The sequence below is a fragment of the Anaerosacchariphilus hominis genome, from assembly GCF_014290175.1.
Lineage (GTDB): Bacteria > Bacillota > Clostridia > Lachnospirales > Lachnospiraceae > Laedolimicola > Laedolimicola hominis.
The window spans coordinates 400,940-425,861 of the sequence record NZ_JACOOR010000001.1; the positions used below are offsets into that span (position 1 = coordinate 400,940).

The 24,922-nt window shown below is 51.8% G+C and carries 23 protein-coding genes; 1 reads left to right on the plus strand and 22 read right to left on the minus strand.

Going from position 1 to position 24,922, the window contains the following annotated elements:
* Positions 1 to 265 precede the first annotated feature (265 nt).
* Positions 266 to 2,020 (plus strand): IS1634 family transposase, encoded by a 1,755-nt coding sequence (locus H8S44_RS01905; protein ID WP_186872754.1) that lies wholly within the window; start codon positions 266 to 268, stop codon positions 2,018 to 2,020.
* Positions 2,021 to 2,257: 237 nt separating this feature from the next.
* Here the strand turns inward: H8S44_RS01905 and H8S44_RS01910 are convergent, their stop codons facing one another.
* From H8S44_RS01910 to H8S44_RS02015, 22 genes are all read right to left on the minus strand, one after another.
* Positions 2,258 to 3,220 (minus strand): aldo/keto reductase, encoded by a 963-nt coding sequence (locus H8S44_RS01910; protein WP_243167444.1) that lies wholly within the window; start codon positions 3,218 to 3,220, stop codon positions 2,258 to 2,260.
* A gap of 121 nt (positions 3,221 to 3,341) precedes the next feature.
* Positions 3,342 to 4,706 carry an MATE family efflux transporter gene (locus H8S44_RS01915; protein WP_186873008.1) on the minus strand — a complete coding sequence of 455 codons (1,365 nt, stop codon included), beginning with the start codon at positions 4,704 to 4,706 and terminating at the stop codon, positions 3,342 to 3,344.
* A gap of 6 nt (positions 4,707 to 4,712) precedes the next feature.
* Positions 4,713 to 7,064, minus strand: a complete 2,352-nt coding sequence (locus H8S44_RS01920) for a P-loop NTPase family protein (RefSeq protein WP_186872753.1) — start codon at positions 7,062 to 7,064, stop codon at positions 4,713 to 4,715.
* Between the two features lie 130 nt (positions 7,065 to 7,194).
* The gene (locus H8S44_RS01925; protein WP_186872752.1) at positions 7,195 to 8,061 is read right to left on the minus strand and encodes a DegV family protein; all 867 of its coding nucleotides are present in this window, start codon (positions 8,059 to 8,061) and stop codon (positions 7,195 to 7,197) included.
* Between the two features lie 91 nt (positions 8,062 to 8,152).
* On the minus strand, positions 8,153 to 8,509 hold the full coding sequence (locus H8S44_RS01930; RefSeq protein WP_186872751.1) for a SpoVA/SpoVAEb family sporulation membrane protein: 357 nt from the start codon (positions 8,507 to 8,509) through the stop codon (positions 8,153 to 8,155).
* Between the two features lie 80 nt (positions 8,510 to 8,589).
* Positions 8,590 to 9,612, minus strand: a complete 1,023-nt coding sequence (locus H8S44_RS01935; RefSeq protein WP_186872750.1) for a stage V sporulation protein AD — start codon at positions 9,610 to 9,612, stop codon at positions 8,590 to 8,592.
* Positions 9,613 to 9,747: 135 nt separating this feature from the next.
* Complete coding sequence (locus H8S44_RS01940) at positions 9,748 to 10,392, minus strand: stage V sporulation protein AA (RefSeq protein ID WP_243167445.1); 645 nt, start codon at positions 10,390 to 10,392, stop codon at positions 9,748 to 9,750.
* 119 nt (positions 10,393 to 10,511) lie between these two features.
* Positions 10,512 to 10,955, minus strand: coding sequence for a 4Fe-4S dicluster domain-containing protein (locus H8S44_RS01945; protein ID WP_243167446.1), 444 nt, complete (start codon positions 10,953 to 10,955; stop codon positions 10,512 to 10,514).
* On the minus strand, positions 10,956 to 13,049 hold the full coding sequence (locus tag H8S44_RS01950; protein ID WP_186872748.1) for a molybdopterin-containing oxidoreductase family protein: 2,094 nt from the start codon (positions 13,047 to 13,049) through the stop codon (positions 10,956 to 10,958).
* On the minus strand, positions 13,050 to 14,234 hold the full coding sequence (locus H8S44_RS01955) for a MalY/PatB family protein (RefSeq protein WP_186872747.1): 1,185 nt from the start codon (positions 14,232 to 14,234) through the stop codon (positions 13,050 to 13,052). It lies immediately after the preceding gene.
* Between the two features lie 85 nt (positions 14,235 to 14,319).
* Complete coding sequence (locus H8S44_RS01960; protein ID WP_186872746.1) at positions 14,320 to 15,684, minus strand: Na+/H+ antiporter NhaC family protein; 1,365 nt, start codon at positions 15,682 to 15,684, stop codon at positions 14,320 to 14,322.
* Between the two features lie 529 nt (positions 15,685 to 16,213).
* Positions 16,214 to 17,506 carry an ATP-binding protein gene (locus H8S44_RS01965; RefSeq protein ID WP_186872745.1) on the minus strand — a complete coding sequence of 431 codons (1,293 nt, stop codon included), beginning with the start codon at positions 17,504 to 17,506 and terminating at the stop codon, positions 16,214 to 16,216.
* A gap of 174 nt (positions 17,507 to 17,680) precedes the next feature.
* The gene (locus H8S44_RS01970; RefSeq protein WP_186872744.1) at positions 17,681 to 18,169 is read right to left on the minus strand and encodes a SpoVA/SpoVAEb family sporulation membrane protein; all 489 of its coding nucleotides are present in this window, start codon (positions 18,167 to 18,169) and stop codon (positions 17,681 to 17,683) included.
* Between the two features lie 11 nt (positions 18,170 to 18,180).
* A complete protein-coding gene (locus tag H8S44_RS01975; RefSeq protein WP_186872743.1) occupies positions 18,181 to 18,600 on the minus strand; it encodes a stage V sporulation protein AB in 420 nt (139 codons plus the stop codon).
* A complete protein-coding gene (locus tag H8S44_RS01980; RefSeq protein WP_186872742.1) occupies positions 18,597 to 18,821 on the minus strand; it encodes a hypothetical protein in 225 nt (74 codons plus the stop codon). The genes H8S44_RS01975 and H8S44_RS01980 overlap by 4 nt, the downstream gene beginning before the upstream one ends.
* 165 nt (positions 18,822 to 18,986) lie before the next feature.
* Positions 18,987 to 19,739: an amino acid ABC transporter ATP-binding protein gene (locus H8S44_RS01985; protein ID WP_207724124.1), complete on the minus strand. Its 753-nt coding sequence runs from the start codon at positions 19,737 to 19,739 to the stop codon at positions 18,987 to 18,989.
* The gene (locus H8S44_RS01990) at positions 19,739 to 20,542 is read right to left on the minus strand and encodes an amino acid ABC transporter permease (protein WP_186872741.1); all 804 of its coding nucleotides are present in this window, start codon (positions 20,540 to 20,542) and stop codon (positions 19,739 to 19,741) included. Before H8S44_RS01990 ends, H8S44_RS01985 begins: the two co-directional genes overlap by 1 nt.
* 111 nt (positions 20,543 to 20,653) lie before the next feature.
* Positions 20,654 to 21,547, minus strand: a complete 894-nt coding sequence (locus H8S44_RS01995) for a transporter substrate-binding domain-containing protein (RefSeq protein ID WP_186872740.1) — start codon at positions 21,545 to 21,547, stop codon at positions 20,654 to 20,656.
* Between the two features lie 225 nt (positions 21,548 to 21,772).
* Positions 21,773 to 22,522: a SigB/SigF/SigG family RNA polymerase sigma factor gene (locus H8S44_RS02000; RefSeq protein ID WP_186872739.1), complete on the minus strand. Its 750-nt coding sequence runs from the start codon at positions 22,520 to 22,522 to the stop codon at positions 21,773 to 21,775.
* 2 nt (positions 22,523 to 22,524) lie between these two features.
* On the minus strand, positions 22,525 to 22,953 hold the full coding sequence (gene spoIIAB / locus H8S44_RS02005) for an anti-sigma F factor (RefSeq protein WP_186872738.1): 429 nt from the start codon (positions 22,951 to 22,953) through the stop codon (positions 22,525 to 22,527).
* Positions 22,950 to 23,303 (minus strand): STAS domain-containing protein, encoded by a 354-nt coding sequence (locus tag H8S44_RS02010; protein ID WP_186872737.1) that lies wholly within the window; start codon positions 23,301 to 23,303, stop codon positions 22,950 to 22,952. The genes spoIIAB and H8S44_RS02010 overlap by 4 nt, the downstream gene beginning before the upstream one ends.
* A 145-nt stretch (positions 23,304 to 23,448) precedes the next feature.
* A complete protein-coding gene (locus H8S44_RS02015; RefSeq protein ID WP_186872736.1) occupies positions 23,449 to 24,906 on the minus strand; it encodes a tetratricopeptide repeat protein in 1,458 nt (485 codons plus the stop codon).
* Positions 24,907 to 24,922 lie beyond the last annotated feature (16 nt).

The following is a 24,922-nucleotide window of genomic DNA, read 5'->3' on the forward strand; positions in this document are numbered from 1 at the left end:
CCCATTTTTGATCCATGATGCGGTACCTCCTCCTTACCGTAAAAGTTCCCTGCTTTTCTTCTGGCTTTTCTTCCATCCCTCCTTCCCCGCCAGCTTGGCGAGCGTAATTCCCTCAAAAAACGGGTCTTTGACACTTGTTTTTTTATTCATCTTTAAAAAACCCTTTGTTTAAGCCATTTGTGGCTTATTTTTTTGTCAAATCTTATGATTCTATCTGTACTTGTCCGTAATCGTGTGTTATAATAAGGAGAAGGAGGCATGCATTATGTACGTAAACATCACCGGTAGTAAAAACAATAAAGATGTTTATATTTACCAATCTTTCAGGAAGGCAAACGGCAAACCCTCTTCCCGTATCTATAAGAAACTGGGGAAATATAATGAACTTTTACAAAAGTTCTCCGGCAATGAAGAAAAAATGATGGAGTGGGCAAGAACTGAAGCTGCAAAGGAAACCACTCTCTACAACCAGCAAAAAGAACAGATATCGGTTACGTTCTCTCAAGTAGCCCGTATCCCTTTGGAGGAGGAACGCTTATTTAATGTCGGATATCTTTTTTTGCAGCAGCTGTGCTCTGAACTGCGTTTTGACAACATCTGCAGAAACATTCGCAACCGTCATAGGTTCACGTATGACATTCATGCAATCCTCACCGATCTGATCTATGCACGAATACTTGCCCCTTCCAGCAAGATGAGCAGTTATTCATTCTGTCATTCTCTTTTGGAGCCACCTAAGTATTCATTGCAGAATGTTTACCGCGCTCTTTCTGTTATGGCAGAAGAGTCAGATTACATTCAGGAAGAACTTTATCGGAATTCTAACTTTGTGCATCACCGTAACACAAAAATCTTGTATTACGACTGTACGAATTATTATTTCGAGATTGAGGAAGAAAGCGGAGATAAAAAGTATGGTAAAAACAAAGAACACCGGCCCAATTCCATCGTCACTATGGGGCTTTTTATGGATGCCGACGGTATTCCTCTTGCTTTTGATATCTTCCCCGGCAATCAGAATGAACAACTCACACTGAAGCTATTAGAAACAAAGGTAATAAAGGATTTCGATTGCAGCGAATTCATCTTCTGCTCTGATGCCGGTTTGGGCAGTGTAAAGAATCGTTTTCTTAACAGCTTTGGCAACCGTTCTTATGTGATCACGTACTCCCTGAAGAAAATGAAACAGGAAGATCGTGAGATTGCTCTGAACCCTACTCAATTCAGGCTCCCCGGTTCCAACAAGATGATCGATCTCAGGACACTGGATGAAACAGACCCTGAAGTATTTCATACCATCTATTACAAGGAAGTCCCTCTTGTGACCGGAAGTATGAATGAGACGATCATCGTAACATATTCACCGAAATACAAGGCCTATCAGCAGAAGATTCGGGGACGCCAGGTAGAGCGCGCAATGAAGATGATACAGGGACCCGGAAAATGCAGACGTGGGAAGAACCAGAACGATCCGGCACGATTCATCCATAAAACTTCTGTCACACCCGATGGCGAGATTGCCGATCAAGCGTTGTATGCCCTGGATGAAGAACGCATCCGGGAAGAAGCCATGTATGACGGGTTCTATGCTGTCGTAACCAACCTGGAAGATGATCCTTCTGAGATCATCAAAATCAACAAACGACGCTGGGAGATTGAAGAGAATTTTCGGATCATGAAATCAGATTTTGAAGCCAGACCTGTTTATGTGCAGAGAGATGATCGTATCAAAGCACATTTTCTAACCTGCTACATCAGCCTTTTAGTATATAGATTACTGGAGAAGAAGCTTGGAGAGGAATTTACCTGCAATCAGATCCTGGAAACTCTACGTAAAATGAATGTGACACTGTTGAGCAAGGATAGCGGGTATATCCCGGCTTATAAACGGACAAAACTGACAGATGCTCTTCACAATACATTTAAATTTAGAATAGACTTTGAATTCATAACCAAAAGTTCCATGCGAAGCATCATATCAAACACAAAAAAGGCAACCCACTCCAAAGAGAAAATATAGTACATATCGGTGCAAATACCAAAACAGCCATAAAGCCTAAAAATACAGGCTTTATGGCTGTTTATTCTTCTTCAAAGTGTCAAAGACGAGATTTTTTCTCTGTAGCCATACTATAATTTATTTTTCCGTCTCTGTAAATCCCTTTCCGCACGTTTCGTCACTGTTCAGGCCTTTGCACACTAATCTGCAAATACATCGCTTTACTTTCTCTTTTTCGACACTTTTTCAACACTTCTTTTAAAACAGAACCTGATCCGGATCGTTCCCATCAGCAAAACCTTCTAATCCATCAAGCGTCCTCATATCTTCTTCTGTAATTTTAAAATCATGAACTTCCAGATTTGTTCGCATTCTATCTTCATTTACTGATTTTGACAGCGGCAAAAAACCATGCTGCAGATTCCATTTAATACAGATTTGCGCCGACGTTTTTCCATAGCGTTCTGCCATCTCAGATAGTTCCTTTGATTTCAATAATTTTCCATTTCCAAGAGGACTGTAGGCCTCCGGTAATATTTGATACTCCGAGCACAGGGAAACGATATCTGCCTGAACCATTCCCGGGTGAAGTTCCAACTGGTTTACCATAGGAATCACTTCTTCCTCCAAAAGTGGAATCAGATGGCGTCTTCGGAAATTAGACACTCCAATTGCCTTTATCTTCCCTGATTTATACAGATCTGTCAGTGCTTCCCAGGTTTCTCTGTTCAATGCTTCCCAGCAATCATATTGATTCGGGGACGCCGGCCAATGAATCAAATATAAATCCAGGTAGTCTGTCTGCAAATCTTTTATTGTTTTTTCAAAAGCCCTTATGGTCCGCCCATATCCGCGATCGGTATTCCATACTTTTCCGGTCAGAAAGAGTTCTTCCCGTCGAATTCCGGAATTTTTTATTCCCAGTCCAACACTCTCTTCGTTTCCATACACCATCGCTGCATCTATATGGCGATATCCCAGCTTAATCGCTGTTTCGACTGCTTTTGCACAGGTTTCTCCATCCGGTGTTTTCCATGTTCCATATCCGATTTCCGGAACACGGACTCCGTTTCTCAATTCATAATTTTTCATAATCACCATTCCTTTCTTTATGTAATTTACATAAAATAAGCGCCTGTTCTTTATTTTTTTGTGTAAACTGACTATAATTTGTTTTTTTGCCCCTGTAAATATTTTTATGTGCACTTCGTCACTATTCATGCCTTTACACACTGCTTCATAAATATCCCTTATCGGCTTCTAAATTCGACACTTTTTCAACACTTTTGCGAAAAAATGGCGCCTGGCTTAACGGCCAGACACCATCTTATCTTTCACCTGTCTATTTATTTTTATCAGCTTTTTCTGTCTCCCGCACAATCCCCGGGAAGGTTTTTATAAACAGAACCGTCGTCATGGTAGCAGCCAGAATATCCGCAATGGGCTCCGAGAAAAAGGCCGCCTCTGCGGATACCAGCCCGGGAAGCAAAAGCAGTCCGGAAAAGTAAATCAGCTTCCGGAAGGCTGAGCAGAACAGCGCCCGCCTTACATGGCCGAGAGCCGTCGTCTCGTCCACCAGCGGATACTGTACCGCCAGGGGCACAATCATGGCTGTGAATATCTTGATATAACGCACGGAACGCAGGCGGATCGCCGCGTCCTTCGTAAACATACCCACATAGAAGGGCGACAGGGTGTAAGTGAACACCATCATCAGACTGCAGAAAACCACGCAGAGTCCGGTGATGCACCAGATCGCCTTTTTAATGCGCTCCGCGTTTCCCATTCCGTAGTTAAAGCTGACCACCGGCTGGCTTCCCAGGGTAATCCCGCTCATGGGCATGGTAATGAGCAGAAGATAGCTCTGCACAATGGTGGCGCAGGTAACCAGAATATCGCCCTCGCCCGGCCCCCCGTAGCGCTGCAGTACCGTATTCAGCACAATCAGCAGGATGCTGTCGCTGGCGATAATCAGAAACGGGGAAAAGCCAAAACTTACGATTTTCCGCATGGTCTGCTTCCCGAAGCCGCCCCAGCCAAGCTTTATGGGCATTCTTTTTCCCCGCAGGCTCACCAGCACAAAGACGGCAGAAGCAAGCTGGGATAGGACCGTCGCAGCAGCAGCGCCGGCCACTCCCATATGAAAGCCAAAGATAAAGACCGGATCCAGAACGATATTGAGCACGGCTCCCAGCATGACGGTCACCATACCCAGGCCAGAAAAGCCCTGGGCGATCAGAAAGCTGTTCATACCCGTGGACAACAACGCAAATACGGTTCCCATCGTATAGATGGTCACATAGGTATTGGCATAAGAAAATGTGGCCTGACTTGCGCCAAACCACATCAGAAATTTTTCTTTTAGGGCCAGAAAACCAAAGGTCAGAAGCACTGATGTCACCAGCAGCATAAAAAAGCTGTTATTCAGAATCTTCTGAGCCTCCCGCTTATCCCCTGCTCCCATCCGCATGGCCATAATCGGCGAACCGCCCAGGCCAATCAGGGAAGCGAAGGAGGAAAGAAGCGTAACAATCGGCGCGCAGACGCCCACTCCAGCCAGAGCCAGATCCCCAACTCCCGCGCCGATATACATCCGATCCACGATGGAATACAGGACGCTCACAAACTGTGCCAGCATGGTGGGAATCGCAAGACGCAGCACCAGCGGGAAAATCGGATCTTTTCCCAAATCATTCGTATGTTTCATCATGTTCTACTTTTCCAGATCCTTTTCCAGCAGAATCGTATGTCCGAACTCGTCCAGACGGCTCTTTTTCGGCCTTCCGAACAAACCCTTTTTGCTTGCCCGCTCGATGGCTTCGTCCAGCATCTCCTTGACCTCCGCCACGTTCACCAGATGATCGCTGGTCTGGTTATTGCCAATGCGGTTGTACAGGGCCAGCACTGCCATTTCATCCAGCACGCAGTCCTGTTCCAGGGCGTAAGACTCGCCAAAGGCCACCAGCTCTTTATTCGTAAAGACAGGAAGCTCGATGGTCCGGTTGAACTTGGCTCCCAGGCTCTCGCAGCGGATGAACAACTTCCGGATCTCTTCCTTCTCGTCCTCCAGAATCACCAGCAGGCCGCCGGTCTTCCGGGTCATGGCATGGGACAGCTGTACGGCAGTCTCCGTCCGCAGGGCTCCCGCCTTCTCCACCAGCAGGGCTCCGCCTCCCAACTTCTGGATGATAGCCGATACATTCTTTCCATTCAGGCTGTCCGCCGGGATCTTCGCCATTCTGGCTCCCTTTACCCGGCGCTGCTTCTGCAGTGCCTTTACGATATCCGCCGCCAGGGTGGTCTTTCCGCTTCCGCTCTCGCCGGTGATAACCAGATTCCCTACCAGAGAATCCTCACGCCGTTCTTTTCGCATCCGATCCTCTTCCAGAACCTCTGCCAGCTGCTGGCTCATGCCCCGTACAGAGATAAAGTAGGCAAACAGCTTCTTCTGCTCCTCGGAAAGCTGTCCGGGCGGCAGGGCGGATAAGGTCTCCTGCAGCTCCTTTTCCAGCTTCTCCAGCATGGGAGTGGGAGCTGTCTCCTCCGTTACTTTCTCCGGCTCTGATTCTGATACTTCTTCCGGAAGCTCCACTGCGTCCTTCATCTCTTCTGCCGGTTCTTCCAGAATATCCAGGATCTCACGGGGTTCCTTTGCCTGTTCCGGTGCTGTCTCTCTCTGTTCTTTCGTCGCGCTTTCCTCTTCTGCTGCCGTCGGTGCCTCCAGAATATCCAGAATCTCTCCGGGCTCCTTCTCAGCCTTCGGTGCTGCCGCCGGTTCAGCCTTCCGGGGTTCCTGCGGTGCTGCCGCTGTGCTGCCGCCTGCCTGACGCTCGATGGGTTCCACATGAATCTTCACCGGAAGCCGTCCTTCGATCTCTTCGATCAGGCGCTGGATTTCCTCCGGCACCGTCTGCTTCACTTCGATATTCAGATCCGGAAGCTGACCGGTGGCCCGTAAGTGCTCCCGCTCCTTTTTCCGCTCCTCGTCCCGCTTCGCAGCCTCCGCGATGGCTGCCTCGGTCTCTTTCTTTTTCTCTTCCCAGCTGCTCAAGATATCCTCGATGCTCATCTGGCCCGTAATCTGACGGTCCAACACGCTCTCGTTCATATCAAAGGTCAGTTGGCCCGTATCGGTCTGACCCAGAAAATGGGGAATCCGGGCTGCATTCCCGGCTGCCGGACTTCCGGACTGTTCCAGTTCATCCACATCCACTTCCTGGAACTCCTGAGCTTCCCGCACTTCCGGCCGGACTTCCGGCTCCATCGATGGAGCTTCCGCTTTTTCTGTCTCTGTATCCGTTTCCTCTTCCACCGGCTCCGGATGCAGTTCCTCCGCGTGCTCCGCCCGGATAAAGTCCTGTACACCCTCCGCCAGAGCTGCCTGGAGATTCGTGGTATTGAACTTGTCCTCCATGTTCACCGGTTTCACCTGGATAACGTCTGCTTTGGCGTCTCCCGCCATCTGACGGTATTTCTCCTCCTGAGAAGCGGTCAGGGGCTGAATCTTCATCTTCAACTCCATAGCCTTTCTCACATATTCGCCTTCGCTGAACCACAGAATCAGGTCATCGCATTCCTCCACACACTTGGAGAGCATCCCCTCCTGATAATACAGGGTCGCCAGCTCATAGGCCCACTGCTCCTGGTAGTCCCGGCTCTTATACTCCTCCAGGATGGCGATCTGGTCTTCTATGGAAGAGCCCCGCCCCCTGTAGATCTCATACTTCAGCACATAGCGGCCCAGATCATGGGGCGCGATCTTGGTGAACTCCTTGTACAGATCTACCGCCTCGTCAAAGTCCTGCATCTTCACCGCGATCTCGGTCATCTTGTATACAATCATACGGCCGATGGGCGCGCAGTCATAGGCGATATTCAGGATCTCGTAGCTGTCCTCGTACCGCTCCGTCTGCTCATAGACCTCCGCCACTTCCATCAGAAGGCCCACATTCCGCACCTTGCGCCAGTCGATGGAGTCGGCGATCTTCGCTGCCGTCTCAAAATCCTTTTTATCCAGCAGCTTTTCCAACTGCTCTGTCTTTATCTGAAATTCATACTTATCCAACGATTTTCACCTCAGTCGTTCACACGCATTCTTAAACTTTAGTGTATCACAGGGCTCTATGCTTGTCAAAGCAAAACACCCGGAGAAATCGCCTGTTTCTCCGGGTGTAAAAGGTATCTGATCTTACTTTTTATTCTTCCATTTTCGTGATGGCCAGAGCCAGGGCGCCGTCGCCGATATGGCAGGACACGCTCAGGGAAAGGGGATCCACAAATCCCACCTGATAGCCCGGGAATTCCTTTTCCACTTCCTCCCGGAACTTCATCGCCTCTTCCTCGTTATGGGTGTGAGCAATATCCAGCTGCACCTTATGGGCTTCCACGCCGCCAAACCGGGTCTCGATATCCTCCCGGATATGATCCATCATGATCTGCTTGGCCTGGTGCATGGTCCGGGCCTTGGCGCAGCTGTCCAGCTTCTCGCCCTGAATGGTCAGCACCGGCTTCAGGCGCAGCATGGTTCCGATAGCCGCCACCGCCGGGGTCAGCCGTCCGCCCTTTTTCAGATACTTCAGGGTCGCCACGGTAATATAGATACTGGCGTCCATTCCGGTCTGTTCCAGGTATTCTCTGATCTCGCGACCGTCCTTTCCGGCTTCCACCAGCTCCAGGGCCGTCTCCACAGAGCGTCTCTGGGTCACGGAAATCCTGTGATTATTTACCACAAATACTCGATCCTCATAATCCGCCGCCAGCGCTGCTGCTGTCTGACAGGAGCCTGACAGACCGCTGGACATGGGAATATGCACGATCTCGTCATATTCCGCAAGAAGCTTCTCCCAGAGCTCCAGAATCGAGTGGGGAGACGGCTGGGAAGTCGCGATATCCGCATCTCCTTTCAGCTTCTCATAAAACTCCTCCTGTGTCAGGTTAATTCCTTCAAAATATTCGTTTCCATCGATTGTAAAAGGCATCGGCAGCACATAGATCCCCATCTTCTGTGCTTCTTCCTGCGTAATACCACTGTTACTATCTGTCACAACCGCTATCTTTTTCAACGAGGCTGCCCCCTTCCGTGCTAATCATTACTCTTTCACTGCAAATATGACAAGTATAGCAGTTTGGTTGGAAAAAGGCAAGAATTAACGTTTATTTCTTCATTTTCGGCTGGAAAATCAGGCTGGCCAGATAGCCGAAAACCAACGCGGCGCTGATTCCCACGGCGCTGGCCTTAAAGCCGCCCTGGAAGATGCCCAGAAAGCCGCCCGCATCCACAGCTTCCTTCACGCCTTTCCAAAGCACATTACCGAAACCCAGCAAGGGAACGGAAGCGCCTGCGCCTGCGTATTTCTGGAAGGGCTCATAGACCCCCGCTGCCCCCAGCACCGCTCCCGTACACACCAGCAGTACCATAATCCGCCCCGGCATCATCTTTGTCTTTTCCATAAGAATCTGCACCAGGGCGCAGATGAGCCCTCCGATGAGAAATGCTTTTACATAATCCATGAATCCTGTCTCCTTTATCTGAAGATGTTCCGGATATCCTTACTTCCTTCAGACATCCCTATTTTTCGTTTTCTTTCTACTCAGCAATGCTCGATCACCACGGCATGGGCGATACCCGGTACGCTCTGTCCCTCGTTGAAGCTGACCGTGGACAGTAACGCGCCTGTGGGCACGAACAGCATCCGCTTCCACTCCCCGCTCTCGATCTTTGGAAGCAGATACGCCGCCAGGGTCACCGCCGAACAGGCGCAGCCGCTTCCTCCGGAATGAGTATCCTGGGCCTCCGGATCGAAGATCAGAATACCGCAGTCCTGATGCTGCGCGGAAATGTCATATCCCCGTTCCGCAGTCAGATCGATCAGAATTTTCTGTCCCACTGTTCCCAGATCCCCTGTGACAATGGCGTCGTAATCCTCCGGTTTTCTGCCGAAGTCCTCCAGATGGGCGCAGATGGTGTCGCAGGCAGCCGGGGCCATACAGGCTCCCATATTCATAGAATCCTTCACCCCGTAATCCACCACCCGCCCCGGTGTCGCTCCGGTAATCTTCGCGTGTCCGCCGCTGTCGGACAGTACGAAGGCTCCGCTTCCGGTCACGGTCCAGGTGGCCGACTTAGGTCTCTGGCCGCCGTACCCCAACGGAAACCGAAACTGCTTCTCCGCGCTTCCGAAATGGCTGGAGGTCAACGCCAGAACCGCCTCGGAATAGCCTCCCTGAACGGTCATTGCTCCCAGCATCAGCGCCTCCCCGATGGTGGAGCAGGCTCCGTAGAGGCCGAACAGAGGAAGCTTCAAATCCATCACGCCAAAGGATGTGGCAATCAGCTGCCCCAGCAGATCTCCGGAAAACAGGTACCGCACCGGCGGCACTCCAGGCCCCGGAAGCCTTCTCGCTTTCTCCATAGCCAACAGAGCCGCCCGCTTCTGCAGGGCGCTCTCCGCCTCCTCCCAGGTGGCCTGTCCCGCCATCGGATCCTTTTCTATCTCGTCAAACAGGGCGCCCAGCGGCCCCTCGCCCTCCTTTTGTCCTGCCACGCTGGCCGCGCTCACGATCTGCGGCGGCCTCTGAAAACAGATACTCTGCTTTCCCATAATGGTATCCATCTCTTCCCGCACCTCCATATACTTCTCGGATCCCTGTCAAATCCGTTTATTTGGAAATTATTTTCTCCGAACACATTTATTTTATGCGGGAAGACAGAAAAATAGTCCTGGGAGTTTTACGTCTCAGGACTGTTTTTAAGATTTTTTCCGGTGCACACCGTTCCGCGCCGCCGTCTTGATGAGGGTGGTGTCCACATCGTCCTCATAGAGGCGCATTTCCACCTCGATGGGCGTGGGCTCTTTGGTGAGGCGGCGGCCGCCCAGGTGGTTGAAAAAGGCCAGAATGCCGACGGCCAGCCCTAAGGAGTAGGTGAATTCCAGAACAGTGAAGCCATCGGAGGTCTGTCCGGTCAGAAGGGTGTAAAACTGACGGAATAACTTAACCGTGGAAACGTCGTTATTGAAGGCCATGATGGAAAAGGCGGAGCCGAAGAAGCACAAGACGCAGACCAGGCTGACTTTCAAGAAGGTCCACAGTTTCTTTTCCTCCGGCTTGGTAGAGTATTCAGCCACAAAATCCATTTCTCCCAGGTTCTGAATCTCCAGATTCGGATAGACGGCCTGGATTTTCTCCACCACATCCAGAATAGAGATGATGGTGCGTCCGGCGCAGGAATGGCGGCCCGACTTCACATCCTGAAAGGCGTAGAGCTTTTCGGTCTTCAGACGGTTCACGACTGTCTGATCCGCGCACTGCATTTCTACGGCTTCACCCAGGGTCAGGACGCGGTTATAGGTGCGGACGTTTTTTTCGGGTTTCAGGTACAGGATTTCGCTCATGTATCGTATGCCTCCGTATATCATTTTCTTCCTTTTATTTTGGGCAGATTCTGGCATTTTATACAAATAGAAAAGCGTCGTTCCATCTCATCTGACTGAACAACGCTCTTTTTATTTTCTTATTCCAGATACAGTGCCCCCGTCGGACATACCCGCACGCAGGCCGGGATTTTTCCGGCGCGCTGGCGTTCGATGCAGCCGTCGCATTTCTGGATTTTCCCATCGCAGTCCAGGGAAATGGCCCCCATAGGGCAGGATTTCAGGCACTGGCCGCAGCCGTCGCAGGAGACAGTGTCGTAGAGCACCAGGCCGCTCTCCGCATCTTTGTAAAGGCAGCCTGGCTCACAGGCGGCCACACAGGCCGGTACCCGGCAATGAATACAGGAATCCGAATGGAATCGGAAGCTCACCTGTCCGCCCCGGCACAGTTCCTCTGTGTACACCTGCCTGAGCGCCCGTTCTCCATGCTCCACATCCGTATTTTTCTCATCCATGCAGGCCATAGCACAGGCACAGCAGGCCGTGCATTTGGTCCGGTCGAACCGGATGGTTTTCACGTCCATCTACCCCACCTTCTTTCGTACGCCCGCCCGGCTGCTGCGAAAGGCCGGGAAGCCGGAATAGGGATCTACATTTTTCGGATCCAACAGGGTATTCACATCTGCTTCCGGGTATCCATGATAGATATAGACCGTGCCCGGATCCGCCATATAGGTCAGATTCGCCTTCAGGCTGATGCAGCCAAAGTCTGTATACACTTCGACCTCGTCCCCCTGCTGCAAATCAAGGGTTTCCGCGTCCGCCGGATTCAGATCCGCCGTTGCGTCTGGCCGGAGTGACCGTGCCCAGGGAACACTGTGCAACCGGGAATGAATCGCCCCCGGAATCCGCGGGCCAGAGCATAGGGTAAACGGATATTTTTCCTGCTCTGCCGCACAAATCGGCTCCCGGTACACCGGAAGGCAGTCCAGACCGCAGTCCGGGTACTGTTCCCTGATTTTCCCTATCTCCAGGGAATAAAGCTCAAACTTCCCACTGGCCGTCGGAAAGCCCTGCGCCAGCATTCTGCCGGGCTCACGCCCCCGCGCGCCCGGTACCTTCACCGGAAGCTCCGACGCCTGAAGCTCCTCGTAGGACACCGGCAAATCGGAAATCAGATACCGGATACACGCTTCCGGTCCGGCAGTCAAAAGCCTGTCCGCAAGTCCCATTCCCCGGGCCAGGTCACAGATAATCTGAATATCCGGCTTCGATTGATACAACGGCTCAATGACCGGCTGCGTCACCGTCAGATACCCGCCGCCCCAGGCCTTTAGCTCGCTCCGCTCAAAGGAGGTGCAGGTCGGTAGCACGATGTCGCAGAGCTTCGCCGTATCCGTCAGAAACAGATCCACATCCACCAGAAAATCCACGGTTTTCAAAGCCTCCGCCAGCCGATCACTGCCCGGCGCGATCCGATGATTCAGGCCGAAGCCCACCACCGCCCGCAGGGGATAGGGCTTCTTTTCCCGGATCTGCCTCGCCAGATCCGTAAACTGCGCCTCGTCAATCATCGCATGCCACAGCGGGTATTTCTCCCCGCCCACCGGCGGATAGCCTGGCCTCGTCTTTACCTTCCCGACAAACTCCTTCTCCCGGGTGGCGAAGCCCGCCGCCTGATAATTGTAGCTAAACTGCACCGGAATCTGCCCACCCGTCCGGTCGAAGGATCCGGTGATGGCCGACAGCGCCATAATGGCCCGGTAATTCTGAAATCCGTTCCGGTGGTGGGCGATGGGCGCGGCGCTCTCATTGATGGCCAGGGGCAGATTGTGTCCGATCAGCTTCGCAGCCGTCCGCACCTGCTCCGCCGATACGCCTGTCAACAACTCCACCCGCTCCGGCGTAAACTCCTTCACATAGGCCGCATACTCTGCGAAACCGTAGACATACTTCGACACATATTCCCGGTCATACCAACCATTTTTAATCAGCTCACAGGCCAGCCCCAGGGCCAACGCTCCATCGGTACCCGGTCTGGGTCTGAGATGCAGATCCGCCAGCCTTAAAGACGCAGGGGTAATCCGGGAATCCACGATAATCACCTTCATGCCCCTCTTTTTCGCTTCTTCCACTCCTGCCGCCGCCAGGTTCCGGGAATAATAGGGATTGTAGGCCCAACCCAGAAAGATCCCTGCACGGTCCACATCCGGCGACGACATCACATTGCCGGTGGCGGTCAGCCACTGGAGAAAGGTGGAAAACATACAACTGCCGGACTCCGTCATGTAGTTAGGCGTGCCGAACTGATTGGCCAGGCGGTGGAGCCAGGGACGGTACCATTTCGTATAACCGGAGAAAAATACCACAGCTTCGGGGCCGCTCTCCTCCCGAATAGCCAGCAGGCGCTCTGCGATCCGCTTGTAAGCTTCCTCCCAGCTAATGGGGCGGAACTCCCCGCTGCCCCGCTCTCCCACGCGCAAAAGAGGTGTGCGGATCCGATCCTTCCGGTACACATACTGTCTGGCCGCCAGCCCCTTGGCGCAGAGAAGCCCGTGGTTCTGGGGATGCTCCGCCGTTCCTTCTATTTTTTCAATCTGCCCGTCCCTCACATAGGCGTCGATGCCGCAGTGAAAAGACGGACAGCAGATATCACAAATCGTCCGTTTCCGTTCCATCTAGTTATCCTTCGTAAGCTTCTCTACTGCCATTCGGATGCGTTCCAGTCCTGCCGTAAGGGTTTTTCTGGTACAACCGAAATTCAGACGCACGAACTGGCCGCTCCGCTCCCGGTAGGCGTCTCCCATGGACAGCCGTACGCCTGCCTTCTGAAAGAAGCTCTGGAGTTCCTCTGCCTTAAGTCCCAGTCCGCTGCAGTCCAGCCATGCCAGGAACATGGCCTCCGGGAAAATGGGTTTGATCTGAGGCAGGTATTTCCTCAGATAATCCAGAATATAATCCCGGTTGCCCTGAAGATAAGCCACCAGCTGATCTGCATAATCGTCGCCATTGGTATAAGCCGCCTCCATGGCCACCAGGCTTAGACAACTCACGCCCGGTGAGTTTTTTGAAAGTGCTGCACGAAATTGATCCCGCAGTGTCTCATTTCCTATAAAAATCACAGAGGCTGCCGTGCCCGCCACGCTGAAGATCTTGCTGGGCGAGGTGCAGATAATCGTCCGCCTGCAGAACTCCTCCGATAGGGACGCCAGCGGAATATGCTTTCTGCCGTCGTACACGATATCCCCGTGGATCTCGTCAGACAGCATCAGGACTCCGTATCGTCCACAGATTTCCCCGGCTTTTCGAAGCTCCTCCTCAGTAAAGCAGCGGCCCTCCGGGTTCTGGGGATTGCAGAACATCCACATCCGGCAGTCCCGGACCTTCGCCTCAAAATCCGTCCAGTCAAACTCGTACCGGCCATTCGTAAGCACCATGGGACTGTCCACAGTCACCCTGTCATTTTTCTCAATGACCCCGAAAAACGGGTCGTAAATCGGCGTATTGATGAGAATCTTGTCCCCCGGCTCTGTAAAGGCCTGCACCGCTGTCGCCATGGCGCAGTCGATACCCGGCGTCACCGTAATCCACTCCGGCCTCGCCTGAAAGCTGTGACGGCGCTGCTGCCAGGAGGCCGCCGCCTGAAGGCAGGAAGCCGATGGCCGCACATAACCGTAGATGCCGTGATCCACGCAGGCCCGAAGAGCCTCATTTACCTCGTCGGGCGCCCGGAAATCCGTGTCCGCCACCCAAAACGGAAGCAGCATGTCACTGCCGCTTCCGATATATTCTTCGCCCCATTTCGCGCTGTTCTTTCCCACGCGGGAAATGGGCTCGTCAAAATCATAGATTTTTCTGCTCATATTTGCATCTCTTTCCTACAGTTCCATATACACAGCAATCTGTATAAATTTGATTATACTATAGATCCTGCGGGGCCGCCATATATTACATCACAAACCCCAGCACCAGATAAATCACCACCGCAATCGCCGCGAAGGTCAGCGCGTAAGGAAGCTGGGTCTTCACATGGGACACCACGTCGCAGTCGCTGGAGGAACAGGTCATTACCGTGGTGTCGGAAATCGGGGAAGTATGATCGCCGAACACTGCGCCGCCCGCGATGGCTCCGGTAATCAGCGGAATGGACACATTCAGGGAAAGAGCCATGGGCAGCAGCACCGGCATCATAATCGCGATGCTTCCTGCGCTGGTTCCGGTGGAGAAGGACAAAAGGCAGGTTACGATAAATGCAAGCGCCGTAAATACGGTCGGGGAAATGAGCTGTACCAGCACGCCGGACAGGAATTCCGCAGTTCCAAGCTCACCCAGAAGGTTACTGAGGGCATAGGCAAATACCATGATGGTCACGATGCCGGTCATACTTCCGCAGCCCTGGAAAAACACGTCCAGAGTCTCGCCAAACTTCATGACTTTATGGATAGCCAGATCTAGCATCAGATACAGACTTCCGAAGAAGATGCCTAAGATCAGTCCGGTCTCGCTATCGCCGGCCGTGAAGAAATATACCAGTGCAAAGCCAATCATAATCGCCAGCGGAATCACCAGATAGCGGGCCTTACCGGTCCCCGGATGCTCCACCTCGCTGACAAGAGCACTCCCGTCCGCGTCATTTTCCTTCTGGTATGCTTCTTCCACTTTCTTCATGGGGCCGTACTCGATATGTAACAGAGTAAATACCGCCACGCCCACGACGGCCATGATACAGTAGAAGTTAAACCCGATGCTGCGTACCATCACAGAGGTGGGATCCGCGATGCCCTGAGCCTCGATGAAGCTGGCAATATACGGACCGTAAGCCGCGATGGGAATCAGAATGGACATGGGCGTCGCCGTGGAATGCACGATCCACGCCGTCTTCTCCGGAGAGATTTTGAAGGCCCTGGTAAATGGTCTTGCGATGGCTCCCGTAATCATAACGCTCATGGTGCCGTCCAGGAACATCAGCACACCGATAAGCCAGGTGAACAGCTCCGCGCCCATCCGGGACTTGACCACGCTGCGCTTCGCAATCATAAAGTGGGTAAAGCCCTTTAAGCCGCCCGCCTTCTCAATCAGATAGAAGAGGCCGCCCAGCATCAGCAGAATGAAAATAATGGAGGTACTGGAATGACTGGAAAATACGTCCACCATCATATCCTTGGTGCCAACGAGCACACTGACCAGATTGGGATTCAGAATAAAATTGCCCAGAATCAGCGCGATAAAGAGCGCGATAAATACATTTTTCGTCACCAGGGCCAGAATGATGGCCGCCAGAGACGGAAGAATACTGTAAATGCCGTAGTTCATTAGAAGATTCCTGCCTTTCATCATTGGTTGTCACTTTGCAGCTGCAAAATTGCCGAACATCTACACTGCTTTTTGCTATCATACCTTTATTAACCTACTTTGTCAATAGGTATTCTATATTACTATGATTCCAATCTATGTTTCCCCAAGCCTCCCTTGGGATACTCATGCAGTTCTTCCAGATTTTCGCACAGATGAATCCCATTCAGCAAATAATTGGCATATCTCCTAGCAAACACATTTTGAATTACCAAAATCTCCATGGCTTTGTGACAGTCTTTCCCACCCAAGATGATATGAAATCGCTTGCGGCCTAAGAATGTCTCGATCGCCGCGCGCCACTGAGGCTGCTTTTTTTGTGCTTATCTTTGTCCCTGTCCTCTTCAATGAAATCCACATGATTTTCCAGCAAATACACCGCGATGGCATCCCGAATGCAGATTCTGGAAACTACCGCTGGACAAACAATAAAAAAAACCTGATGGAATTACATCGAATAATTTTGTCATTTTCTCCCTCTGTCCCATTACTAATCTTTCAGGCACCCGATTGGTATTATTTTCACACCATCCGGCCTCGTATATGCCATATTGCCACCAGTAATTACTATCAGCAGATCCGGTTCTCTAAGCGGAACCTGCTTTTCCGTTTCATTATAGTTCCTTACCAATTCTTTTATTTTCAACAAATGTTTTGCGCCTTCTTCAATTTCCGCACTGCCTAACTTAAATTCAATCAAGGCATACCTGCCGTCACCTATATGAAGTACCGCATCGGCTTCCAAATCATATCTGTCGTGATAATGGGAAACTTTTCCTTTTAATGGCTGCGAATATATTTTTAAATCTCTTATGCACATGCATTCAAAAATAAAGCCGAATGTTTTCAAATCTTTCTCCAAATAATCCGGTGACAATCCAAGCGCCGCCACTGCAATCGAAGGATCAATAAATCCCCTCTTTTTCCCGGAACGAATGGTTGTTGCCGAACGAATTGCTGGACACCACGCATCAATATCCTCTATTACAAACAGCCTTGTAAATGCTGTAATGTAAGAATCCAAAGTCGGCATAGACAAGCTTTCCACATTTGCTACAACATCCTTATAAATACTATTTTTCTTAGCTAATGTAGAAATATTTCGTGCATATGACCTGAGGATCATTTCTGCCAATACGGAATTACGCATTACCCCATCTACAGTCGATATATCTGTTTCACATACATTTTTGAGATAATCATTTGCAACGATCAATTTCGCTGCATCACTTTTTTTTCGTAATGCTGACGGCCAGCCCCCTCTACATGCTGCGAAAATGAGATCTTCTATCCTCATCATTGACATAACTCCGTCAATATCTGATTCCGAATTGTCAAACAGTTCTTTTAACGATATCGCACCAGTTGATTCCTTTGATTCATACAAACTCATAGGATACATTTTCATTCTTGAAATTCTTCCTGTTCCAGTATGGTGAATCTGTGAATTATCAACAGAAGTAGAACCTGTTAGGATAAAAAGCCCTTCCTCTTGTCTGACATCAACTGCAGTTCGAACAGCATCCCATAAAATAGGCGCTTCCTGCCACTCATCGATCAATCGAGGATTCTCACCCTTGAGAAGAAGGGAGGGCTTCGCATTTGCTGTTGCCAAATACCCCTCTCGCATATCAGGGTCCTGCATTTTCAGGACGCTCTTTGCCTTCTCTTCCGCAGTAGTTGTCTTGCCACACCATTTGGGACCGACAATCAATGTTGCTCCAAACGCTTCCAGCCTGAGATCTAATTCTTTATCTACAATTCTATTCCAGTATTCTTTCATAAATGCCCGCTCCTACTGTATTCTTCTGATATTCTTTTTTATAGTATATATTGTATCGCACGCAAGTTCAACTTGATTTTGTATTTTTGATGTATTTCATTTTATATTTTTGGGCTATTTTATTTTACATTTATGCTGCATAATATCAAATGGACTTATGTAAATAGGAGTGGCTTACGCCACTCCCAGCATCTTCAGAACCCAGTATCCCAGTCCCAGCACCCAGCTGGTAAAAATGCCATACAGAATCACCGGCCCGGCTATGGTGAAAATCTTGCAGCCGATGCCGAAGACCTGACCCTCCTTCTGGTACTCGATGGCCGGTGCCGCTACACTGTTGGCGAAGCCGGTGATGGGAACCAGAGCTCCCGCGCCGCCCCATTTGGCGATGGACGGAAAGATGTTAAAACCGGTCAGAAGGGCGCTCAGGAATACCAGAATCAGAGAACACCAGCTTCCGGCTGTCTCCTTATCCAGGCCCAGACTCAGGGCATAGTTCACGATACCCTGACCCAGACAGCAGATGATTCCTCCGGTCACAAAGGCCCTGATCAGCTGACTCCAGAGGCTGTGGGTGGGCGTCACCTGCTTCACGTATTCGTTATAACGCTGTTTTCCCTGCTCGTCCGGCTGCTGCCGCTGGGATTCCAGGAATTCTTTCATATTGATTCCTCCTAAAACCGAAAATAATAGTAAAGAAAAGAGCCTGCGGTCCGCCCAGCTGCCATGGAAACTATGATCAGCCCCAGGCCCCGGCGCAGATCGATCCGTCTGGTAAATATGGGGATAATGTTCACGATCTCTGTCAGGGCCATGGCCCAGGCTCCCACGAAAATACCGGAAAACAGGCCGAAGATACCCGCACCCAGCTGGCCCAGGGGCAGGACGATCTGATAGACGCTCATCACATTTCCCAGGATGGCACCTGCGGAGACGGCGTCCTCGTACCAGAAGATGTGACTGGCCGTGTGGGTCTGGTCGGCAAACTCCGATACCAGGCCCAGGGCAATGATCAGGGCAAAGAGACCGCCTGCCACGCCCACGCCGGAACTGAAGCCTGCCACTGCCATCAGGAGCTGTTTCCCTGGACTCATGTCAACTCCTCTTCCACCACAGCCTTTACTGCGGATCTGATTTCGGTCTCCGCTCTGCCTTCTGTCCCACTTTCTGTTTGTCCGTTCAGCTCCCGCTGCACCAGGGTCCCGTCCGTCACCGGCTCCCGCTTTTCCTTCGCCAGCAGATACCACATGACCCCCGCTATCGCCAGAACCAGCACCATCACCCAAATCCACACCCGATACTTTGCATGGTTCATGGATGCCACCTCCTTTTCTTTCCTGGGAAGTAGTGTGTGCTTTTTGGGGGAAATTATACATTTTTCTTTTTCTCCGGACGAACAGACAGGCACCCTCTCCGGTGATATACGCCCGGAGAGGATGCCTGTCTGTTCTGTTCTCAAAAAACACTTAAACTGCTATTTTTAAACCGCCGTATTCCGGAACCGGGCCAGGAACTCTTTGGTCTTTTCGCTTCTGGGCGCTCCGAAGATCTGAGCGGGCGTTCCCTCTTCTTCGATGACGCCCTCGGACATGTAAATTACATGGGTAGACACATCCCTTGCAAAGGCCATCTCATGGGTAACCACCAGCATGGTCAGCCCCTGCTTCGCCAGATCCTCCATGACGCTTAAAACCTCGCCCACCATCTGGGGATCCAGTGCTGAGGTGGGCTCATCGAAGAGCAGAACCTCCGGCTCCATGGCCAGAGCCCGGGCGATGGCCACGCGCTGTTTCTGGCCGCCGGACAGCTGCCGGGGCTTGGCGTTCAAAAAGGGCTCCATGCCCACCTGGCGAAGGTACCGGACAGCACTTATCCGGGCTTCCTCCGGCTTCTTCTTCGCCACCTTCACCTGGCCCACAATGCAGTTCTCAAGAACAGTCATATTATTGAACAGGTTAAAGTTCTGGAACACCATACCCACCTTGGCACGGTAGGCCGGCACATTCACCTTTGCGTCCGTGATATCCTGTCCATGGAACAGAATCTCGCCGCCGCCCGGCTCCTCCAGAAGGTTGATGCACCGGAGCATGGTGGACTTTCCGGAGCCGGAGGCTCCGATGATGGAGACCACGTCTCCTTTATGTACCTCAAAATCAATATCATTTAAGACTGCATGATTTCCAAAGCTCTTCTGCAAATGGGAAACCTTCAGAATCAGTTCTTTCTCACTCATTATCCGCGTCTCCCTTCCCCGTCATGTTCCCGCGCTGTGCGGAGCTGGTTGCCGATATCCATGGTATCCACCAGCTCGTAGTTGGCGTCGCCGTCCATCTTCTTCTCCACCAGAAGCAGAAGTCTGGAGGTCACCAGTGTCATGGTCAGATAAATGGCCATTACAATGGTCGCCGACTCAAAGTAGGTATACAGGGCTCCCGCCACACTCTTATGTACGAAGAACAGATCCACGATGCTGATGACAGACAGCACGGAGGTATCCTTAATGTTGATGATCAGGTTGTTGCCGATCTGAGGCATGATATTCCGGATGGCCTGGGGCAGGATAACATTTTTCATGGCCTGCACATGGGTCATACCGATGGCTTTGGCTCCCTCCATCTGACCGGGATCCACGGAAATGATTCCACCCCGGACGGACTCTGCCATATAAGCGCCTGTGTTAATGGATACGACCAGAAACGCGGCGGACCACATTCCCAACTGAATGTTAAATACCTGGGACAGGCCATAATAGATAAATACTGCCTGCACGATCATAGGTGTACCCCGGAACAGCTCCACGTAGGCCTTCAGAATGACTTTTACCACCTTCAGAAGTCCCCTCTTCACCGCGCTGTCACGTTTCTTATCTACCGGAATGGTCTGCACCACGCCCACTACAAAGCCGATCAGGCAGCCGATGGCCGTCGAAACCAGCGCAATCACCAGGGTGGTTCCGGCTCCCTTCAGATAGGAAGTGCCATAGCGCTGGAGCAGGTATCCGATTCTCCCCAGAAAACTCATATTTGATATGGACATCTTACGTTCACAACTCCCTTTTATTTTTTATGACAAATAACTTTCCCGTTACAGGAAAAGTTTCAGGAAGGGGCGTAAATACGCCCCTTCACGTTTTTCCTGATTCTTATTTTACTCAGACAGCGGCTGAACGGAAATCGCCTCGTCCATCATGCTGTTGAAATCGTCTACAGTCATGGTAGCCAGTACGCTGTTAATGCCATCCAGAAGCTCGCTGTTGCCCTTCTGTACGGAGATTCCGATGTTGATCTCCTCATCGGAAACAGCGAAATCGTCATCTGTCTCTGTGAAGTCCAGAAGCTTCAGATCCGGATATGCTACGCAGGCTGCCTTTGCTGTGGGCATATCGGTTACAACCAGGTCGGTACGTCCGCTCTCCAGAGCTACCAGCATAGCCGGTGCAGACTCCTGTGCAGGCTGGATGTTCGCGTCCTTGATCTGGGGCAGACAGATGTCATACCAGATGGTTCCCAGCTGGGAAGTACAGGTAGCGCCCTCGAAATCAGAGATTCCGGCAGCGTCTGCCAGCGGTCCATCCTGCTTTACCAGGCTGACTACAGATGCGTAGTAGTACGGAGTGGAAAAATCCACCATTTCCAGACGATCGGATGTGATGGACTGACCTGCGATGACACAGTCTACCGTTCCGGACTGCACAGCCGGTACCAGGGAATCCCAGTCAAGCTTTACGATCTGCAGCTCATAGCCCAGCTCGTCGGCAATCTTCTTTGCCATCATAACATCATAGCCGTAAGCGTAATCAGAGCTGTCGTTGATGGGAACGGCTCCGTTGGAATCATCGGGCTGAGTCCAGTTGTAAGGCGCGTAGCCGCACTCCATGGCTACCTTCAGTACCTTCTTCTCTCCTGCGTCCGCAGAAGCGGTTTCCTCTGTGGCTTCTGCAGCGTTATCTGCTGCGGGCTCCTCTGTCTTAGACGAACCGCAGGCGGTCAGGGATACGGCCAGAACTGCCGCGGTGGTCAGTGCAAGTAATCTGTTTTTCATAATCATTCTCCTCCTTGAAACAATCGCGATTGCGTAAACAAAAAGAAGTTCCAGAAGGGTACACTTTTCCTTCTGAAACTCCGTTGTTTCTGGGGACATTATAGTCCGTAAAACACCATATTTCAAGGTTTTTTTACAAATCCACATAAAATTTCTACCATTTTTCCGTTTTTTCTTTCGTTTCAGCTTCCGGTTTCTGCGTCAGACAGGAGCCCGGCCGGGCCTTCAGCACGAAGTCCCGGGCTCCGCTCCGCCTCCCTCATGGGCCCGTTTCTTCATGGTCTCCAATATCTTTTTCTCAAGCCGCGATACCTGTACCTGGGTCATTCCCAGCTCTTCAGCCACCTGACTTTGAGTTCTGTCGTAAAAGAACCGGAGTACGATCAATCTCCGTTCTTCGGGCTCCAGGGATCTCAACAGCTGCTCCAGCAGCATCCGCCGAAGCATCCGTTCTTCCTGGTCCTCCCCTTTCTCAATCCGCTCCATCAGGCTCACACCCTCTCCGTCCCCCTGGTAAATGATTTTCTGCAGGGACTCCACCTCCGTACAGCTGTCAAAGGCCTGCACCAGCTCTTCCGGCTCCACCTGCAGCTCTCCCGCCAGCTCCTCCACGCCTGGATCCCGGCCTTCCCGCATCCGAATCTCCTCCCGCAGGCGGGCACCCCGGGAGGCCAGCTCCTTCAGGGAACGGCTCACCTTGATCATGCTGTCGTCCCGCAGAAACCGCCGAATCTCCCCGGCGATCATGGGAACCGCGTAGGTGGAAAAACGAACCTCGTAGTTCAGATCGAATCGATCGATGGCCTTCATCAGTCCGATGGCCCCGATCTGGAACAGATCCTCCGCTTCCACGCCACGCCCCAGAAAGCGGCGGGCCACATGGTGAACCAGTCCCATATTTTCCTCTATCAGTGTCTCTCTTGCCTCTTTCTCTCCGTCCTGTGACCGTCGAATCAGCTCCAGAGTCCGCTCCATAGTCAGTCCCCGTCTGTGCCGATCTGCTTACACATGGTCACGCAGGTGCCCTTCCCGGGCTCCGATTCCACCTGCACTTCATCCATAAAGGCCTCCATAAAGAGAAAGCCCATGCCGGAACGCCCGGCCTCCGGCCGTGAGGTATAAAGAGGCTCCATGGCCTTTTCCACATCCGGGATTCCCACGCCGGTGTCCTTTATCTGCACGGTCAGCCGCCGGCCTTCGGTCTCCCCGCAGATCTCCACTGTATGTACCTGACCCTGGTAACCATGGATGATGGCGTTGGTTACTGCCTCGGACACGGCTGTCTTCACATCCGCCACCTCCTCCATGCTGGGATTTAACTGGGCCATAAAGGCGGCCACCACCACCCTGGCAAAGGCTTCATTTGCCGAAATGCTGTCAAACTCCACTCTCATTCTATTCTTCATCTCTCCATGCCTCCCTCTGCCCGCTCCACGGGAATGATTTTCATAATACCGGACAGCATCAGAATCTTCGCCACCCGCTCGCCCACCTGCACGGCCCGCACCTCGCCGCCCAGGGCTTTCATCATCTTATACCGGCCCATCAGCATACCGATACCGGAGCTGTCGCAGAAGCCCGTATCGGAAAAATCAAAAATCATCCGTCGGATATTCTGTTCCTCCAGCATCCGGTCCGCACTCCTGCTGATCTCATCGGCGCTATGATGATCCAGCTCTCCCGGCACCCGGATATATAGGGTGGTTCCCTCCAGTTTCAGCCGTTCCGGCTTTTGTGTCCGTCTTTTCTTTTTCATGACTATTCCTCCGTTTCCCCGGCTCTCCCTCCTGACCGGGTTCCTTTTCCTGTCATTTCCGCATACAGGCAAAACAAAAAGGACACACAGACTGACATTTCTGTCAATCCGTATGTCCCTTACTTCAGGGTTTATCTGGGGCAGGTTACTGTCCCGCCGCCGTGTCCTGTCCCGCAGTATCTGTGGCGCCGGAGCTCTGGGTGGTCGTGGTCTGCGTCTGCCCGCCCAGCCGCTGAATGGCCTGGGTACAGTAATTTGCCCGGGATGTGCCCGGATAATTGTCCAGGAAAGTCTGGAACATGGCGATGGCCTTATCATTCTGCTGAAGACTTTCATAGGAACGGGCCAGATAGTACACGGCATAGCCGTTATCGTACTTGGCGTCCGTAGCCGCCACCTGCTCCAGATTCGTCACAGCTTCCTCGTAGTTCTTGGCATCATAAGCCGTCACACCTGCATCGTACAGGTTCTTCACATCATCCGCGTGGAGGCTGCCATACATTTGATTGTAAATGGCTTTGGCATTGTCGGACAGTTCATCCGCTTTTACACTGTCAAGGGCTGTCTTCGCGCTCTCTGTATCTCCCGCCTGGAAGCTGGTATACGCATCAATCAGCAGCTCATAGCTTCCGCCTTGGGCTTCTGTCCCTTCTTCGCTGCTGTCTCCCGTACCCTGCAGATCGTCCAGCTGACTCTGGAGCTTATTGATCTCCGTCTGCTTCGCCGAGATTTCATCACTGTAGGTGCGAATCTGGGTGTTGGTCTCGCTGCGCACCTGGCGCACCTTGGCCGGTACGGCCAGGAACCACATGAGGGCCACGCCCACAACCAGTCCGATGAAAATATTCAGGACCGTATTCATACCTGTGTTCTCTTTATAAGTGGACGGCATAATAATGGTCTCATTTCCGCTGGTATAGGAAATGATATCCTTATTCGCGCTTTCCTTATTTTCCTTTTCCGGCTTCTGTCCGCGGCTGACTGCCTTTCCGGCCAGTTCCTCCAGCTCCGCCTGATAATGCAGGGAAACGCTGTCTGTCCGGTCGATGTCCAACGCCCGCCGAAGCTCTCTTCCGGCCCGCTCGTACTCCTCCGTGCGGATATAAAGCAGCGCCAGCAGCTGATGGGCCTTCACCAGCTTCGGATTCAGGGAAAGAACCTTTTTCAACTGGATGATCGCCAGATCCTCACTGCCCTGCTGGCAGTAAAGCAGGGACTGGTTATACTTCTTAATAGTCTGATTGATGGTTTCCAGTCTGGCGGGATTCGCCTGAATGGCCTGGATATACTCATCCGCAGCGTTCTTCTCCGGCTCCAGATTCTTGCTGATGATCCATTCGGTCAGGGCGGAAACCACCTCGCCTACCTCGAAATAAATCAGACCCAGCAGATTTCGCGCATGAATATGATTCTTATTCAGCTCCAGACAGTAGCGCAGATCCTGAACCGCTCCGGAAAGATTCCGGGCGTTGGCCTTCTCCAGACCCATATTGTAGTAGGTATTGGATAATCGGATGATTTTCTCATAGACCCGGATCTCTGTCCCGCAGGAACTGCAGTAGCCCGGATCTGTAAGCGTCGCTCCACATTTTATACAGCGCATAGATTCCTCCTCTGAC